This window comes from Mesorhizobium sp. M0854 (assembly GCF_040319815.1).
In the GTDB taxonomy this organism is placed as follows: domain Bacteria; phylum Pseudomonadota; class Alphaproteobacteria; order Rhizobiales; family Rhizobiaceae; genus Mesorhizobium.
This window is the reverse complement of record NZ_JAMYOL010000015.1, coordinates 25,775-41,259: the sequence shown is the minus strand read 5'-3', so window position 1 is coordinate 41,259 and position 15,485 is coordinate 25,775. Positions and strand designations below refer to the sequence as shown.

Annotated in this window: 13 protein-coding genes and 1 riboswitch; of the genes, 8 read left to right on the top strand and 5 right to left on the bottom strand. The window is 62.7% G+C overall.

The features are described 5' to 3' along the window. Nucleotides 1-211: 211 nt before the first annotated feature. From chvE to araD1, 4 genes are all read left to right on the top strand, one after another. Entirely contained in the window at nt 212-1,276 is a 1,065-nt protein-coding gene (gene chvE, locus NKH99_RS21645) for a multiple monosaccharide ABC transporter substrate-binding protein (RefSeq protein ID WP_254816339.1), read from the top strand. Between the two features lie 99 nt (nt 1,277-1,375). Beyond that, nucleotides 1,376-2,908: a multiple monosaccharide ABC transporter ATP-binding protein gene (mmsA, locus tag NKH99_RS21640; RefSeq protein ID WP_023677359.1), complete on the top strand. Its 1,533-nt coding sequence runs from the start codon at nt 1,376-1,378 to the stop codon at nt 2,906-2,908. Beyond that, on the top strand, nt 2,905-4,197 hold the full coding sequence (gene mmsB / locus NKH99_RS21635) for a multiple monosaccharide ABC transporter permease (protein ID WP_352774687.1): 1,293 nt from the start codon (nt 2,905-2,907) through the stop codon (nt 4,195-4,197). Before mmsA ends, mmsB begins: the two co-directional genes overlap by 4 nt. Before the next feature lie 192 nt (nt 4,198-4,389). After that, nucleotides 4,390-5,382, top strand: coding sequence for an AraD1 family protein (gene araD1, locus NKH99_RS21630; RefSeq protein WP_352613920.1), 993 nt, complete (start codon nt 4,390-4,392; stop codon nt 5,380-5,382). Between the two features lie 30 nt (nt 5,383-5,412). Here araD1 and NKH99_RS21625 read toward each other — a convergent pair whose 3' ends face one another. After that, nucleotides 5,413-6,507 carry a 2'-deoxycytidine 5'-triphosphate deaminase gene (locus tag NKH99_RS21625; protein ID WP_352470117.1) on the bottom strand — a complete coding sequence of 365 codons (1,095 nt, stop codon included), beginning with the start codon at nt 6,505-6,507 and terminating at the stop codon, nt 5,413-5,415. A 135-nt stretch (nt 6,508-6,642) separates the two neighbouring features. Next, nucleotides 6,643-6,720: riboswitch (SAM riboswitch) on the top strand. A gap of 70 nt (nt 6,721-6,790) precedes the next feature. Here NKH99_RS21625 and NKH99_RS21620 point away from each other — a divergent pair. Beyond that, nucleotides 6,791-7,981 carry an O-succinylhomoserine sulfhydrylase gene (locus tag NKH99_RS21620; protein ID WP_031211967.1) on the top strand — a complete coding sequence of 397 codons (1,191 nt, stop codon included), beginning with the start codon at nt 6,791-6,793 and terminating at the stop codon, nt 7,979-7,981. 36 nt (nt 7,982-8,017) lie between these two features. On the opposite strand, the gene NKH99_RS21615 is transcribed toward NKH99_RS21620, so the two are convergent. Further along, nucleotides 8,018-9,172, bottom strand: a complete 1,155-nt coding sequence (locus NKH99_RS21615; protein ID WP_352774692.1) for a glycosyltransferase — start codon at nt 9,170-9,172, stop codon at nt 8,018-8,020. A 227-nt stretch (nt 9,173-9,399) separates the two neighbouring features. On the opposite strand from NKH99_RS21615, the gene apaG reads away from it, so the two are divergent. Further along, nucleotides 9,400-9,792, top strand: a complete 393-nt coding sequence (apaG, locus tag NKH99_RS21610) for a Co2+/Mg2+ efflux facilitator ApaG/CorD (protein ID WP_352470114.1) — start codon at nt 9,400-9,402, stop codon at nt 9,790-9,792. Between the two features lie 6 nt (nt 9,793-9,798). On the opposite strand, the gene NKH99_RS21605 is transcribed toward apaG, so the two are convergent. From NKH99_RS21605 to NKH99_RS21595, 3 genes are all read right to left on the bottom strand, one after another. Then, a complete protein-coding gene (locus NKH99_RS21605) occupies nt 9,799-10,809 on the bottom strand; it encodes an Hsp33 family molecular chaperone (protein WP_353015437.1) in 1,011 nt (336 codons plus the stop codon). 162 nt (nt 10,810-10,971) lie between these two features. After that, on the bottom strand, nt 10,972-11,883 hold the full coding sequence (gene argF, locus NKH99_RS21600) for an ornithine carbamoyltransferase (protein ID WP_352541304.1): 912 nt from the start codon (nt 11,881-11,883) through the stop codon (nt 10,972-10,974). A 14-nt stretch (nt 11,884-11,897) separates the two neighbouring features. Next, entirely contained in the window at nt 11,898-13,097 is a 1,200-nt protein-coding gene (locus NKH99_RS21595) for an aspartate aminotransferase family protein (RefSeq protein ID WP_352470110.1), read from the bottom strand. A 355-nt stretch (nt 13,098-13,452) separates the two neighbouring features. Between NKH99_RS21595 and NKH99_RS21590 the strand changes: the two genes are divergently transcribed. Then, nucleotides 13,453-13,977, top strand: coding sequence for a GcrA family cell cycle regulator (locus NKH99_RS21590; RefSeq protein ID WP_023677348.1), 525 nt, complete (start codon nt 13,453-13,455; stop codon nt 13,975-13,977). 149 nt (nt 13,978-14,126) lie between these two features. Beyond that, nucleotides 14,127-15,413: an NAD(P)/FAD-dependent oxidoreductase gene (locus NKH99_RS21585; RefSeq protein WP_353015435.1), complete on the top strand. Its 1,287-nt coding sequence runs from the start codon at nt 14,127-14,129 to the stop codon at nt 15,411-15,413. Nucleotides 15,414-15,485: the final 72 nt, after the last annotated feature.

Sequence of the window (15,485 nt, the reverse complement as noted above, 5' to 3'; positions counted from 1 at the left end):
GACAGTTATGGCAAAGCGACACACCCTTCGCGCGTCCTGAGGCTTGACGGTCGGTGACGAGGGAAAACTCGTATCGATTGAACCAGAGTCTCGGGGCCGATTGGGAGGATACCGGAGATCGATTGACGGCAGCGGCGCGTTTGGCGCTCCTGCACGATTGCGCGGCCCACGAAACCCAAGGGTACGCGTCCATCAACCAGGGAGAGTTAATGTGAAGATTATCAAGACACTGGCCGCCGTCGCGGCCCTAGGCATCGCGGCCATGACGCTGCCGGCGCAGGCGGGCGAAGGCCTGATCGGCGTGCTGATGCCCACCAAGACCTCACAGCGCTGGATCAACGACGGCGACGCCGTCAAGTCCCAGCTCGAGGCTCTGGGCTACACTGTCGACCTGCAGTACGCGCAGGACGACATTCCGAACCAGCTCAGCCAACTGGAAAACGAAATCACCAAGGGCCCGAAGGCGCTGATCATCGCTTCGATCGACGGCACCACGATGGGCGATGCGCTGCAGAAGGCGAATGACGCCGGCGTTGTCGTCGTCGCTTACGACCGCCTGATCAAGAAGACGCCAAATGTCGACTACTACACCACCTTCGACAATTTCGGCGTCGGCGTCATCCAGGCCAAATCGCTGCTCAAGGGTCTCGGTTATCCCGAGAAGAAGGGCCCGTTCAACATCGAGCTGTTCGGCGGTTCGCCGGACGACAACAATGCGTTCTTCTTCTATAACGGCGCCATGTCGGTTCTTCAGCCGCTGATCGATGACAAGACCCTCGTCGTGAAGTCCGGCCAGATGGGCATGGACAAGGTCGGCACGCTGCGCTGGCTGGCGGCAACCGCCCAGGCCCGCATGGACAATCTGCTCTCCGCCAACTACTCGGACGGCAGCCGCGTCGATGGCGTGCTCTCGCCCTATGACGGCCTGTCGCGCGGCATCATCGCTTCGCTGCGCGCCGTAGGCTACGGCACCGCCGATCAGCCATGGCCGATCGTCACCGGACAGGACGCCGAGACCGCTTCGGTCAAGGCGATCATCGCCGGCGAGCAGTATTCGACCGTGTTCAAGGACACCCGCGAACTCGCCAAGGCGACGGTCGAACTCGTCGACAAGGTGCTCTCTGGCGGCAAGCCGGAAGGCCTCGACACCACGACCTACAACAACGACGTCAAGGTGGTTCCCTCGATCCTGTTGACGCCGCATGATGTCGACAAGTCGAACTACCAGGCGCTGGTGGTCGACTCCGGCTACATCAAGGCCGAAGAGCTGAAGTAATCGCGGTTACAAAGCCTGGGGTCCTGCGCAGGCAGGGCCCCTTTTCGTTGGCGAGCCAGCCCGGTATTGTTTGCGGACCTCGCAGGAGTGGTATTCTCAATGGCATCGACGATTTTGGAGATGCGCGACATCACCAAGACGTTTCCCGGCGTCAAGGCGCTGTCGAACGTCAAGCTCATGGTCGAGGAAGGCGAGATCCATGCCGTGGTCGGCGAGAACGGCGCCGGCAAGTCGACGCTGATGAAGGTGCTGTCGGGTGTGTATCCGTCCGGCACCTATGACGGCCAGATCATCTATCGCGGCGATGAGTGCCATTTCAAAGGCATCCATGACAGCGAGCGCAAGGGCATCGTCATCATCCACCAGGAGCTTGCGCTGGTGCCGATGCTGTCGATCGCCGAAAACATCTTTCTCGGCAACGAGCACGCCAGATACGGCGTCATCGACTGGAATGCCAATGAGGCGCGCACCAGCGCCCTGCTCAAGAAGGTCGGCCTCAAGGAAGACCCCAACACGCTGATCACCAATATCGGCGTCGGCAAGCAGCAGCTGGTCGAGATCGCCAAGGCGCTCAGCAAGGAAGTGAAGTTGCTCATTCTCGACGAGCCGACCGCGAGCCTGTCCGAAAAGGACAGCCAGGCGCTGCTCGATCTGCTGCTCGAATTCAAGCGGCAAGGCATCACGTCGATCCTGATCTCGCACAAGCTCAACGAGGTGAACCGGGTCGCCGACAAGGTCACCATCATCCGTGACGGGCGGACCATCGAGACGCTGGCCAAGAAGGACATCTCGGAGGACCGCATCATTACTTCGATGGTCGGCCGTTCGCTCGACGACCGCTATCCGCCGCGCGAGCCGAAGATCGGCGAGACCGTTCTCGAAGTGAAAAACTGGTCGGTCTACCACCCCATCCATGCCGAGCGGCAGGTCATCAAGGGTATCAACCTCAACGCCCGCAAGGGCGAAGTGGTCGGCATTGCCGGGCTCATGGGTGCCGGCCGGACCGAGTTTGCCATGAGCCTGTTCGGCCGGTCCTATGGCCGTCGCATCACCGGCGAGGTGTTCCTCAACGGCAAGCCGATCGACGTCTCTTCGGTGAGCAAGGCGGTGGAACACGGCATCGCCTACGTTACCGAGGACCGCAAGACCTACGGTCTCAACCTGATCGACCACATCAAACACAACATCACGCTGGCCAACCTGCCCGGCGTGTCGCGCCACGGCGTGATCGACGATTTGCGCGAGCTTTCGGTCGCCAACGATTATCGCGGCAGGACCAATATCCGCGCCTCGAGCGTCTACCAGATGACCGGCAACCTTTCTGGCGGCAATCAGCAGAAGGTGGTGCTCTCGAAATGGCTGTTCGCCAATCCGGAAGTGCTGATCCTCGACGAGCCGACACGCGGTATCGACGTCGGCGCCAAGTATGAAATCTATACGATCATCGCGCGTCTCGCCTCCGAGGGTAAGGCAATCATCGTCATCTCGTCGGAAATGCCCGAACTGCTCGGCATCACCGACCGCATCTACGTCATGAACGAAGGACGCATCGTCGGCGAAATGGCGGCAAGCGACGCCAGCCAGGAAAAGATAATGCGCGCCATCGTCCGCGGAGAAGGAAAAGCATCATGAGCACCGAAAGCGCTCCCGGGCCGCAGACCGGCGTTGCCCAGGATCTACAACAGGGACCTCGCATTGCCGTCTCGGCGCTGGTCACCAACCTGCGCGAATACGGGTTGGTGCTGGCGTTGATCGCAATCATGGTGTTCTTCCAGTTCACCACGTCCGGAACGCTGTTCAAGCCGGTGAACCTCAGCAATCTCGTGCAGCAGAACAGCTTCATCATCGTGATGGCGCTGGGCATGCTTCTGGTGATCGTTTCGGGCCACATCGATCTCAGCGTCGGCTCCGTCGCCGGCTTCATCGGCGCGCTGGCGGCGATGATGATGGTCATCTGGCCGCTTGGCCCATTGAGCAATCCGCTGGTGGTGTCGATCATCTGCCTGATCGTCGGTGGTGCGATCGGCGGGGCACAAGGCTACTGGATTGCCTATCACCGAATACCGAGCTTCATCGTCACGCTGGCGGGCATGCTGATCTTCCGCGGCATCTGCCAGGCGCTGCTGGGTGGCGGGTCTTCCGTAGGGCCGCTTCCCGTCGGCTTCAAGGCGCTCAGTTCCGGCTTCATTCCGGACCTGATCGGCCCATTGACGCTGATACCGCCAACCGTGAACGCCGCCGGCAAAACCATTGTCGGCAGCGGCCTGACGCTGCACCTGACGACGATCGTGATCGGCCTCGTCGCCGTGCTCGCCTATGCCTATTTCGGGCTCAGGGCACGGCGCACCCGCGAGAAGCATGGCTACGAAGCCGAGCCCTTCTCGCTGTTCGTCGTCAAGACCCTGGTGATCAGCGCGCTGGCGCTGTTTCTCGTCTACCAATTCGCCACCTATAGGGGCCTCCCCATCGTTCTCATGGTGATGGGCGTGCTGATCGCCTTGTTCGTCTTCGTTACCAAACGCATGACGATCGGCCGTCGCATCTATGCGATGGGCGGCAATGCCAAGGCAGCCCAGCTATCGGGCATCAAGACCGAACGGCTGACGTTGATGGTGTTCATCAATATGGGCGTGCTGTCGGCACTCGGCGGCCTGATTATCGCAGCGCGCCTGGGGCAGGCTGTGCCGGCGGCCGGCCTCGGCAGCGAGCTCGACGTCATCGCCGCGGTGTTCATCGGTGGCGCTTCGGCGATGGGCGGCGTCGGCCAGGTGATCGGCGCGGTGGTCGGCGGCTTCATCATGGGCGTCATGAACAACGGCATGTCGATCATGGGCGTCAATGTCGATTGGCAGCAGGTGGTCAAAGGCCTGGTGCTGCTCGGCGCCGTCGTCTTCGACGTCTACAACAAGAACAAGGCTTGAGAGGCAACCAGGAGGCATACGGGTCACATCGCGACGCTGCCGGGCGGCGCAAAGAAGTCCCCCCCGAGGGACCTGATCCGCGAGCGCAATCCGGACGAAGAATTTCAACCGAGGCGCGGACAGGGTCCGGGCCGCGCAGGGTAGGGTTTGCCGAGAAAGGGCAGGCCAGCCCACAATTCAGAGAGGGTTACCATGCTGATCTCACAAATCCTCGACGACGCCGAGACGATCCGCGTCGTTGCCCGCAACGGCGGCAAGACCCGCGTCATCAACGGCGCCCGCAGCGTCTATTCGCTGGCGATGGAAGCCGCGCGTACCGGCAGCGGGCTTGTCGCCCTGATCGAGCGCAAGGGCTTCGGCGAAACCGTCGATCTCGACGCAGCCTATAAGAAGGGCCGGCTGCTGTCGCCGATCAACCATCCCGATCCGGCGCATCTCCATCTCACCGGCACCGGGCTGACGCATCTCGGCTCCGCCGCGACCCGCGATTCCATGCACAAGAAGCTCAGCACGGACGGCGAGGAACAGCTGACCGATTCAATGAAGATGTTCCGCATGGGGCTTGAGGGCGGCAAGCCGGCGAAGGGCCAGATCGGCGTGCAGCCGGAATGGTTCTACAAGGGCAACGGCACCATGGCGGTCGCGCCCGGGGCGGCGCTTATGTCGCCGGCCTTCGCCCAGGATGCCGGCGAGGAGCCGGAAATCGCCGGTATCTATGTGATCGGCGACGACGGTGCCCCGTTCCGCGTCGGCTTCACGCTGTCTAACGAGTTTTCCGACCATGTCACCGAGCGTGTGAACTATCTCTTCCTTGCCCATTCCAAGCTGCGCAATGCTTCGTTCGGGCCGGAGATCCTGATCGGCGATCTGCCGTCCGATATCCGCGGCACTTCGCGCATCCTGCGCGACGGCAAGCTGCTTTGGGAAAAGCCGTTCCTGTCGGGCGAGGCGAACATGTCGCACACCATTGGCAATCTCGAGCATCACCACTTCAAATACTCAGCCTTCCGCCAGCCGGGCGACGTGCATGTGCACATGTTCGGCACGGCGACGCTGTCCTTTGCCGACGGCGTCAGGACCGAGGCCGGTGACGTATTCGAAATCGAGGCGCAGGATTTCGGCCTGCCACTGCGCAACCCGCTTGAAATCGAGCAGCCGGTGAAGGTCGCCGTGAAGGCACTTTGAGCCGGGCGTAGCCCGGAAGTGAGAGGAAGGTCAGCGCGCGGCGCGGAAATGCTTGGACAGTTTCAGGCCCTGTGCCTGATAGTTCGAGCCGAGATCAGTGCCGTAGAGCGCCCGCGGCCGTTTCAGCATGTGCTCATAGACCAACCGTCCGACGATCTGGCCGTGGTCGAGGATGAACGGCACTTCGTGGCTGCGTACCTCGAGCACCGCCCGGCTGCCGGTGCCGCCCGACGCCGAATGGCCGAAACCCGGGTCGAAGAAACCGGCATAATGGACGCGGAACTCGCCGACCAGCGGATCGAAGGGCGTCATTTCGGCGGCGTAGAGCGGCGGCACATGCACCGCCTCGCGCGACACCAGAATATAGAATTCGTCCGGATCGAGCACCAGCTCGCCGGCACCGCTCTTGTAGAGCGGCTCCCAGAAATCGACGACATCCTGCGCGGCGCGCTTATCGACGTCGACGAGGCCGGTGTGGTGCTTGCCGCGATAGCCGACCAGCCCGTCCTTGTCGCCGTCGAGGTCGATCGATAGCGCGATGCCCCCGCCTGAGATGTTGGGTGGTTCGGTGGCGACCAACATTTCGGCGCGGTGCAACTCGTGCAGCTCGTTTTCCGACAAGAGCGCATTGCCGGTGCGGAACCTGATCTGCGACAGCCGCGAGCCGGTCCGCACGACGATCGGGAAAGTGCGCGGGCTGACCTCCAGGTAGAGCGGGCCTTCATAGCCGGCGGCGATCTTGTCGAACTCGTGGCCGCGGTCGGTCATTACCCGAGTGAAGATATCGAGCCGTCCGGTCGAGCTTTTCGGGTTGGCGGAGGCGGAAATATGGGCGGGCAGCGCCAGGCTTTCGAGCAGCGGCACGATGTAGACGCAGCCGGTTTCCAGCACGGCACCTTCGGCGAGGTTGATCTCGTGCAGCTTCAGCCGGTCGAGCTTGTCGGCAACCCTGTGGTCCGGGCCGGGCAAGAAGGAAGCACGCACCCGCCAGGCCTTGTCGCCGAGCCTGAGGTCAAGGCTGGCCGGCTGGATCTGATCGGCATCGAGCGTGCGCGGCGATTTCAGCGCGCCCGTCTGGAACAGCGCGGAAATATCCTGATCGGGAAGAATGCCTGTCTGCCGCAAGGGTCTGGCTCCGTTCGAACGCCGGGCGAGGTCTTGTTCTGTCGCAGGTCCGACCGTGGACGCGTTTGGCACCTGCTTGGTACAACCCTCTTAATCATGCCGGCAATTGACGCAAGCGTGGCGCGGGTCTAAAGCTCGTTATCCCGTGGTGATTTGGCCGGTCGGCTTGCAGCCACGTTAAACAAGTCGCTAAAGGACCGTCGGGCCGCAAGGCCATATGGACCGGTTGCGACTTTCGCGACCGGTTTTTTGTTGTTTGGACCAATTTTGGTGTTTGGATGGAATGATGACTAAGAAGCGCGACTGGAAGCCTCAGACCGCACTCGTGCATGCCGGAACGCTGCGTTCCGGCTTCGGCGAGACCTCCGAGGCGATGTATCTCACCCAAGGCTATGTCTACGAGACGGCGCAAGCGGCGGAGGCCCGCTTCAAGGGCGAGGAGCCGGGCTTCATCTATTCGCGCTATGCCAATCCGACGGTCGACATGTTTGAAAAACGCATGTGCGCGCTGGAAGGAGCCGAAGACGCGCGCGCCACGGCATCCGGCATGGCGGCGGTGACGGCAGCACTGCTGTGCAGCGCCAAGGCGGGCGACCATATCGTAGCGGCGCGCGCGCTGTTCGGCTCCTGCCGCTGGGTGGTCGAGACGCTGGCGCCGAAATACGGCATTGAGGCAACGCTGGTCGACGGCACCGACATCGCCAATTGGGAAAAGGCGGTCAAGCCGAACACCAAACTGTTCTTCCTGGAAAGCCCGACCAATCCTACGCTGGAAGTGATCGACATTGCCGCCGTCGCGGCACTTGCCAATTCGATCGGCGCCAGGCTGATCGTCGATAATGTCTTCGCCACGCCCTTGCAGCAGAAACCCCTGCAGCTCGGCGCCCACATCGTCGTCTATTCGGCCACGAAGCATATTGACGGCCAGGGGCGCTGTCTTGGCGGCATCGTTCTGTCGGACAAGAAATGGATCGACGAGAACCTGCATGACTATTTCCGCCACACCGGCCCAAGCCTCTCGCCCTTCAATGCCTGGACGCTGCTGAAAGGCCTTGAGACGCTGCCGCTACGCGTACGCCAGCAGACGGAAAGTGCCGGCCGCATCGCGGATTTCCTGGCCGAGCGCCCGCAAATCGCCCGTGTCATCTATCCTGGCCGTGCCGACCACCCGCAAGCGGCCGTGGTCAAGAAGCAGATGTCGGGTGGCTCGACGCTGATCTGCCTCGATGTGAAGGGCGGCAAGCAGGCGGCCTTTGCCTTCCAGAACGCACTCGACGTCGTGCTCATTTCCAACAATCTCGGCGACGCCAAGAGCCTGATCACCCATCCGGCGACGACGACGCACAAGAACTTGACCGATGAGGCCCGCGCCGAGCTCGGCATCGGACCGGGAACACTCAGGCTGTCAGTTGGCCTTGAGGACGCCGACGACCTGCTCGAAGACATCGAGCAGGCACTGAGAGTTGCCGGATAAGGGATGGCCGAACAGAGGCGAGCGGGGACGCGCCGATCAGGCGCCGGACGGGGTCTCTTCCAGCTCCGCGACGGTCTTTGTCTGGATAGTCATCACGTTGCCGCGCCAGTCGACGGCGCCGCTCAGCCATCCGCGCGCCCAAATGGCGGGAAGCATCAGGTCTCGCGCCATCATCGCCGGGATCGTGCGCGGCGACAGCTGCCATCCCTTGGCCGAGGCCAAGGCGCATTCCGGCAGGTAGGCCGCGACCAGCACGGCGATGGCGGTTGCCGGCAGGCTGACGCCGGCGTCAGCCGCCGCGATCAGCGCAAGCACCAGCGGCGGCGCCGCGCCGATCAGGATCTCGGGGGCGAAGAACAGCGCGAAGGTGACGCGGCGCAGCCGCGCCCAGCGCGCCTGCCGCGACCAGATCTCGCCAAGCGTGCGCCGGCCGAGCGGCTGTTCGAAGGGCGAGGCGACAAGATTGACCCGCAGTCCGAGCCCGTTGACCAGCTTGGTCGCGGCGGCGTCCTCGGCGATCTCGGCGGCAAGCGCGCGGATGCCGCCATTGGCGTCGAGCATCGGCTTGTTCCACAACATGCTCTTGCCCTGCGCGAAGCCGAGGCCGAGCGCCTCTCCAGCGTACTGCCAGCGTGCCTGCAGCGTGTTGAGAAAGGCGCATTCGACCTCCCCCCAGAAACTGTCCGGCCGTGAGCCGATCGGCGTCGAGCAGACGAGGCCAGTGCCATGCCGCCATGCCGCCATCAGCTGCTGGACGTAGTCGCTCGGCATAAGCACATTGGAATCGGCAAGGATGACCCAGCGATAATGCGCCGCTTCCCAACCCTTCACGCAATTGTTGAGTTTTGGATTGCCGCTGATGCGGTCGTCACCGACTAGAAGGCGGGCGCGAATAGCTGGAAAGCGCGCCATTGCGGCGGTGATCGGCTTGACCACCGGGTCGTCGGCATGGGCAACGCAGAAGATGAGTTCGTAGCGCGGCCAGTCGAGTGAGAAGGCGCGCTCCAGCGTCTCTTCGGCAAACGGCTCGATGCCGCGTGCCGGGATGACGATCGATACCGGCGGCGCGTTGGCCGCGGGCGGTGCGATCCTGGCTGGTCGCTTCAGCTTCAGCGAAGCTAACAGGATGCTGGCGAGATTTGAAAGAAGGAGGGCTATGGAAAGGAGGGCGGCTGCGAATGTCGGTTCCATCGAGATCTGGTCACTCCAGAAGTGCCGGCCGCATGACGGCCGTTTTCAACAATTCGACAGAACGCTGAGTCGCCCGGCACAAGCCTGCACACCATCATTGTCATGTGTCACTTAAATGACATTGTTTTTCGGCACCTGCGCTCGAGTCGGGCAAGGAGATGACGCGCATCGTTGATCAAACTGCGCTGAGCGTCGAAAGTTCCATCTACATTGCTTTGGAGCAGTTTATGTACAGCGCCGTCACCCGCAACATCGAAGTGCAGGTCAGGCCGTTCTATCTGGAGGATCACTCCGACCCTCCGCAAAACCGCTATGTCTGGGGATATCAGGTGACCATCGACAATCAGTCGGATGAGTTCGTGCAGCTTCTGTCGCGCTACTGGCACATTACCGACGGCACCGGCAAGGTCGAGGAAGTGCGCGGCCCCGGGGTCGTCGGCGAGCAACCCGGACTCAACCCCGGCGACAGCTATCAGTATACGTCTGGATGCCCGCTCTCGACGCCATCCGGCATCATGGTCGGGCACTACACCATGCGCAACAGGCGGGGCGAGACGTTCGACGTCGCCATCCCCGCCTTCTCGCTCGACTTGCCGGGAATGCGGCGCACCGTCAATTGACGGCCGTCATCCGGCCGCTGCAAACTCCGCCGGGTCGAAGTCATATTGCTTCGAGCAGAATTCGCAGGCGACGTGAATGCTGCCATCCTCGGTGCTGTCCCTGATCTCCTCGGCGGAAAAGCCTTCAAGGATGCCGTGGATCTTATTCCTTGAGCATGAGCACTGGTCGGCGACCGGCACCCCGCCGAACACGCGGACGCCATGCTCGTGGAAAAGCCGGTAAAGCAGCCGTTCGGCACCGATCGTCGGATCGATCAGCTCGGTCGGTTCAATAGTACCAAGCAGCGCCAGCAGCTCCTGCCAGGAATTGTCGGTCGGGTCGTGGATTTCCTCACGCGGATCGCCGTCGCCACCTGGAAGGTCGGGTACGCGCATGCGCTCCGCCGACTGCGGCAGGAATTGTGCCAGCAGGCCACCGGCCCGCCATTGTTCGCGGGCACCGCCGACGCCGGGCGTCAGAAGCTTGGCAACCGAAAGCCGGAGGTCGGTCGGAATCTGCTCCGACTGGCGGAAATAAGTGCGTGCGGCATCTTCCAGTGTGACGCCGTCGAGCTGGACGATGCCCTGGTAGCGTTGCGTGTGGGCGCCCTGGTCGATGGTCAGCGCCAGGACGCCGCTGCCGAGCAGCGTCTGCGGTGACGTCTCGCCGGCAGAAGTCAAAGCCTGCAGCCGGTCGGCATCGAAGCGGGCATAAGCGCGCAGCGCGTGCGGCGTGGAGAAATCCGCGACCAGCATGTCGACCGGCCCGTCGGTGCGGGTCTGCAGAATGAACTTGCCCTCGAACTTCAGCGAAGTTCCGAGCAATACCGTCAACACACAGGCTTCAGCCAGGAGCCGGGCGACCGGCTCGGGATAGTCGTGACGGCTGAGAATAGCATCGAGCATCGGCCCGAGCTGGACGGTGCGACCGCGCACGTCGAGCGGGCCGACCTCGAACGGCACGACATGGTCGTCGCCGGCGTAGCCGAATTCGCCGAGCTTGGGTTTATGTTCAGCCAATTGATGAGTTTCCAACATGACAAAGCTCCGGGGCGCGGCGATGCCGCCCTCCGGGGCGCATGCGACGAGACGCGCTCGATTTGCGTGATGCGCCTGAGATAGGCACCACCAACTCCCGGATCAAGGCGGCCCAGATCAAGGCGGCGCAGATCAGGCCGGCGCGGATCACCGCGGCTCGTATCAAACGCCCAGGCACCAGGCCAGGACTGCCTTCTGGGCATGGAGCCGGTTCTCGGCCTCATCGAACACCACCGAATGCGGTCCGTCGATGACCTCGTCGGTAACCTCCTCACCGCGATGCGCCGGCAGACAGTGCATGAACAGCGCATCCGGCTTGGCTTTCGCCATCAGTGCCGCATTGACCTGATAGGGCAGGAAGACATTGTGGCCGCGGGCACGGTGCTCCTGGCCCATCGACACCCAGCAGTCGGTGACGATGCAGTCGGCCTCGTGAACGGCCTCCTCGGGCGAACGGGTGAATTTCAGCTTGCCGCCATTGGCTTTCGACCAGTCGACATGCTTCTGGGCCGGTTCGCTGCCCTCTGGCACGGCGACATTCAGCTTGAAATGGAACCGCGCGGATGCCTCCAGCAGCGAATGCAGCACGTTGTTGCCGTCGCCGGTCCAGGCGATCGTTTTACCGGCCACCGGACCGCGGTGCTCTTCGAAGGTCATGATGTCGGCCATCAGCTGGCAGGGGTGGGTCTCGTCGGTCAGCCCGTTGATGACGGGGACCGTAGCGTTTTCCATCAGTTCCAGCAGCCGGTCATGCGAGGTGGTGCGGATCATGATGGCATCGACATAGCGCGACAGCACCTTGGCTGTGTCAGCAATGGTCTCCGAGCGGCCAAGCTGCATCTCGGTGCCGGTCAGCATGATCGTCTCGCCACCCAACTGCCGCATACCGACGTCGAACGACACGCGCGTGCGCGTCGACGGCTTGTCGAAGATCATCGCCAGCACCTTGCCTTCGAGCGGCTTGCTGCGTTCGCCGGCCTTGAGCCTTGCCTTTCGCACCGCTGCGTCGTCGAGCATGAAGCGCAGATCGCCTTCGGAAACGGCGGAAAGATCGGTGAAATGGCGAAGGGACATCAGGAATTCCAGGATTACTTCGCAGCGGCAGCGACGATGGCATCTGCCAGGCTCTTGGCGCCGGCACGAATGCGCTCGAGCGCTTCGTGGATCTCGGCGTCGGTGACGGTGAGAGGCGGCAGCAGGCGGATAACGTTGTCGCCGGCCGGAACCGTCAAGAGATGCTGGTCACGCAGTGCCACCGTGACCTTGGTGTTGGGCATCGCGCATTTAAGCCCGAGCATCAGGCCGGTGCCCCTGATGCTTTCGATAACATCCGGAAATTCGTCGGCGACGCCAGCGAGCCCCTGCTTCAACAGCAGTGCCTTGCGCTGGACGTCTTCGAGAAAGCCGTCTTCCAGTACCACGTCGAGCACGGCGTTGCCGACCGCCATTGCCAGCGGATTGCCGCCGAAGGTGGTGCCGTGCACGCCGGCGGTCATGCCGACCGCTGCCTCGTCGGTGGCGAGGCAGGCACCCATCGGGAAGCCGCCGCCGATGCCTTTGGCCACCGCCATGAGGTCGGGGGTGACACCCGCCCACTCATGCGCGAACAGCTTTCCGGTGCGGCCGACGCCGCATTGGACCTCGTCGAAAATCAGGAGCAGTCCGTGCTGATCGCAGAGCTGCCTGAGCCGCTTCAGCGATTGCGTCGGCACTTGCCTGATGCCGCCCTCGCCTTGCACCGGCTCGATCAGGATCGCCGCGGTTTCAGGCGTGATCGCCTTCTCGGTGGCATCCACATCGTCGAAACCGACCTGGTCGAAGCCGTCGACCTTGGGGCCGAAACCTTCCAGATACTTGTACTGGCCGCCGGCGGCGATGGTCGCCAGGGTGCGGCCGTGGAAGGCGCCTTCGAAGGTGATTGTGCGGTAGCGCTCGGGATGGCCCTTGACGAAGTGGTAGCGCCGCGCCGTCTTGATGGCGCATTCGAGCGCCTCTGCGCCGGAATTGGTGAAGAACACCTTGTCGGCAAAGCTTGCGTCGGCCAGCCGCTCGCCGAGCCGGCTCTGTCCCGGAATCTCGTACAGATTAGAGACGTGCCAGAGCTTGGCGGCCTGCTCGGTGAGGGCCGCGACCAGATGCGGATGGCTGTAGCCCAACGAATTCACGGCGATGCCGCCGGCGAAATCGAGATATCGCTCGCCCTTGTCGGTGACCAGCCAGGTGCCTTCACCGTGGTCGAAAGCCAGGGGTGCGCGAACAAAGGTCTCGAAAAGCGCCGAACCGCTCATTATATGCGTCTCCGGAACCGGAAAAATCAAAAAGCCGCCAAAGCGGCGGCCCTTGTGGCTTATCGTGTTTTTCGGCCGTGAAGTCAACGAAAAGGTCGCGCAAGGTCGCGCGGCAAGCCCCCCAGCATAACGCCGGCTCCTAAGCGACCGGGCAAGTTGGGGAAAACCGAAAAAACCGATTCGTGTTGGCCTTGGGACTCTTGTCACCGAGTCAGCGCATAAGGTAATTGTAGCAGAGAAATAACTAGATTTCGTGCGGCGGACCTAATCACCCGATATATGTGGTGTCTGCCCGGCAGAAGCCGGGTCGGGAATGGATTCCGATTGCCGCACGTTTCAGCAGGAGCGCGGTCTCATGAACTGGACTGACGAGCGAGTCGAACTTCTCAGAAAATTGTGGTCGGAGGGCCTCAGCGCCAGCCAGATCGCCGCACAGCTTGGCGGGGTCAGCCGCAATGCGGTCATCGGCAAAGTGCACCGGCTGAAACTGTCCGGTCGCGGACGCACGACCGCCTCACCGGCACGCCAGAAGAAGACGGTGCAGGGATCGACGATCCAGAAATCGGTGTCCCGGGCAGCAAGCGCCACGCGCCATGCCACCACCTCGATGTCGATCGGTGCGACCGCGCTCAAGGCGCAGTTCGATGCCGAACCGGTGGCGCGCCACTATATCCGCCCGGTCGAGAACGTCGTCGTGCCGATCTCGCGGCATCTGCAACTTGTCGAACTCAACGAGCGCACTTGCAAATGGCCGAACGGCGATCCGCTTTCGGAAGACTTCCATTTCTGCGGCAACGACGCCGCCGAAACCGGCCCCTACTGCAAGTACCACGCCCGCGTGGCGTTCCAGCCGGCATCGGAGCGGCGGCGGAGCAGATAGTTAGGGGAATAGGGGAGTAAGGCAGTACGGCAGTAGGTGAATTGTAGAGAAGCGCGCTCCCGAAGCGATAGCCTACTGCCCTACTGCCCTACTGCCCTACTGCCCTACTGCCCTACTGCCCTACTGCCCTACTGCCCTAGCCGAGCATCATGACTTACCAATCCCCAATCTCCCCCGGCCGCTCCTGGTACGAAGACACGGCCGGGCCAAGGCCCGAATATCCGGCGCTCGACGGCGACCGGACATGCGATGTGGTGATTGTCGGCGGCGGCTTTACCGGCCTGTCGGCGGCGGCTCATCTCGCCACGACAGGCGCGGATGTCGTGCTTATCGAAACGCATCGTTTCGGTGACGGCGCATCGGGCCGCAATGGTGGCCAGCTCGGCACCGGACAACGGGCCTGGGCAGAGGAACTGGAAGCGGAATACGGCTTTTCCCGCGCCAAGGCACTGTTCGACCTGGCCGAAGAGGCCAAGGCGCATCTGCTCGACTTTGCCGCGATGCACCAGATCGAGATCGACTATATGCCCGGCCAGATGTCGGTGGCGCACAAGAAGCGCTATGTCGACGACTACAAGGCGCATGCCGAGATCATGGCGAGCCGTTTCGGCTATCCGCACATCTCATTCATGGATGCCGCGGAGACAGCCGAGCGGCTGGGCTCGACGCATTATTTCGGCGGCACCCGCGACACCGGCACCGGCCACATCCATCCGCTGAAACTGGTCATCGGCACCGCAAAGGTGGCGGCAGAGGCCGGCGCAAAGCTTTTCGAGCAGACGCCGTCGACCGGCATCACCTCCGGCGGCGGCAAGGTCAGGGTTGCGACGCCGAAGGGCACGATCACCGCCGCTAAATGCCTGATCGGGGTCAATGCCTATGGCGGCACGCTCGAACCGGTGAGTGCCGCGCATATCATGCCGATCGGCTCGTTCATCGGCGCGACGGTGCCGCTGGGAGCCGATTCCAAAGTGTTGCCGGGTGGCGAGGCGGTCGACGATTCGCGCTTTGTCGTGCGCTATTTCCGCAAATCGAAGGATGGGCGGCTGCTGTTTGGCGGGCGCGAGATCTATGCGGTCAACGATCCCAAGGACATCCACATCCACATCCGCCGGCAGATTGCTGAGATCTATCCGGCACTGAAGGACGTCGAGATCACTCATGGCTGGGGCGGCTACGTCGGCATCACCGTGCCGAGAAAGCCCTTCGTGCGCGAAGTGATGCCCAATGTGACCTCGATCGGCGGTTATTCCGGCCACGGCGCCATGCTGTCGAACTTTTTCGGCAAGCTTTATGCCGAGACGGTCGCCGGCAACCGCGACCGTCTGAAGCTGATCGAGGACCTGAAAATTCCACCCTTCCCCGGCGGCCGGCGTTTGCGCGCGCCACTGCTCTTCCTTGCGCTCAACTGGTACGCGTTGCGGGACAGGATCTAACCAGACGTTGCAGAATCCTTAACCAGGGCGCAGAATTCCCGCCAAGGGCGCAGTGATGCCACAATCGCGGGC

Excerpts from the sequence above, each read along its gene's own strand:
- mmsA (WP_023677359.1), top strand. The coding sequence starts at position 1,376 with ATGGCATCGACGATTTTGGAGATGCGCGACATCACCAAGACGTTTCCC.
- mmsB (WP_352774687.1), top strand. The coding sequence starts at position 2,905 with ATGAGCACCGAAAGCGCTCCCGGGCCGCAGACCGGCGTTGCCCAGGAT.
- araD1 (WP_352613920.1), top strand. The coding sequence starts at position 4,390 with ATGCTGATCTCACAAATCCTCGACGACGCCGAGACGATCCGCGTCGTT.
- NKH99_RS21620 (WP_031211967.1), top strand. The coding sequence starts at position 6,791 with ATGATGACTAAGAAGCGCGACTGGAAGCCTCAGACCGCACTCGTGCAT.
- NKH99_RS21615 (WP_352774692.1), bottom strand. The coding sequence starts at position 9,172 with ATGGAACCGACATTCGCAGCCGCCCTCCTTTCCATAGCCCTCCTTCTT.
- apaG (WP_352470114.1), top strand. The coding sequence starts at position 9,400 with ATGTACAGCGCCGTCACCCGCAACATCGAAGTGCAGGTCAGGCCGTTC.
- NKH99_RS21605 (WP_353015437.1), bottom strand. The coding sequence starts at position 10,809 with ATGTTGGAAACTCATCAATTGGCTGAACATAAACCCAAGCTCGGCGAA.
- argF (WP_352541304.1), bottom strand. The coding sequence starts at position 11,883 with ATGTCCCTTCGCCATTTCACCGATCTTTCCGCCGTTTCCGAAGGCGAT.
- NKH99_RS21595 (WP_352470110.1), bottom strand. The coding sequence starts at position 13,097 with ATGAGCGGTTCGGCGCTTTTCGAGACCTTTGTTCGCGCACCCCTGGCT.
- NKH99_RS21590 (WP_023677348.1), top strand. The coding sequence starts at position 13,453 with ATGAACTGGACTGACGAGCGAGTCGAACTTCTCAGAAAATTGTGGTCG.
- NKH99_RS21585 (WP_353015435.1), top strand. The coding sequence starts at position 14,127 with ATGACTTACCAATCCCCAATCTCCCCCGGCCGCTCCTGGTACGAAGAC.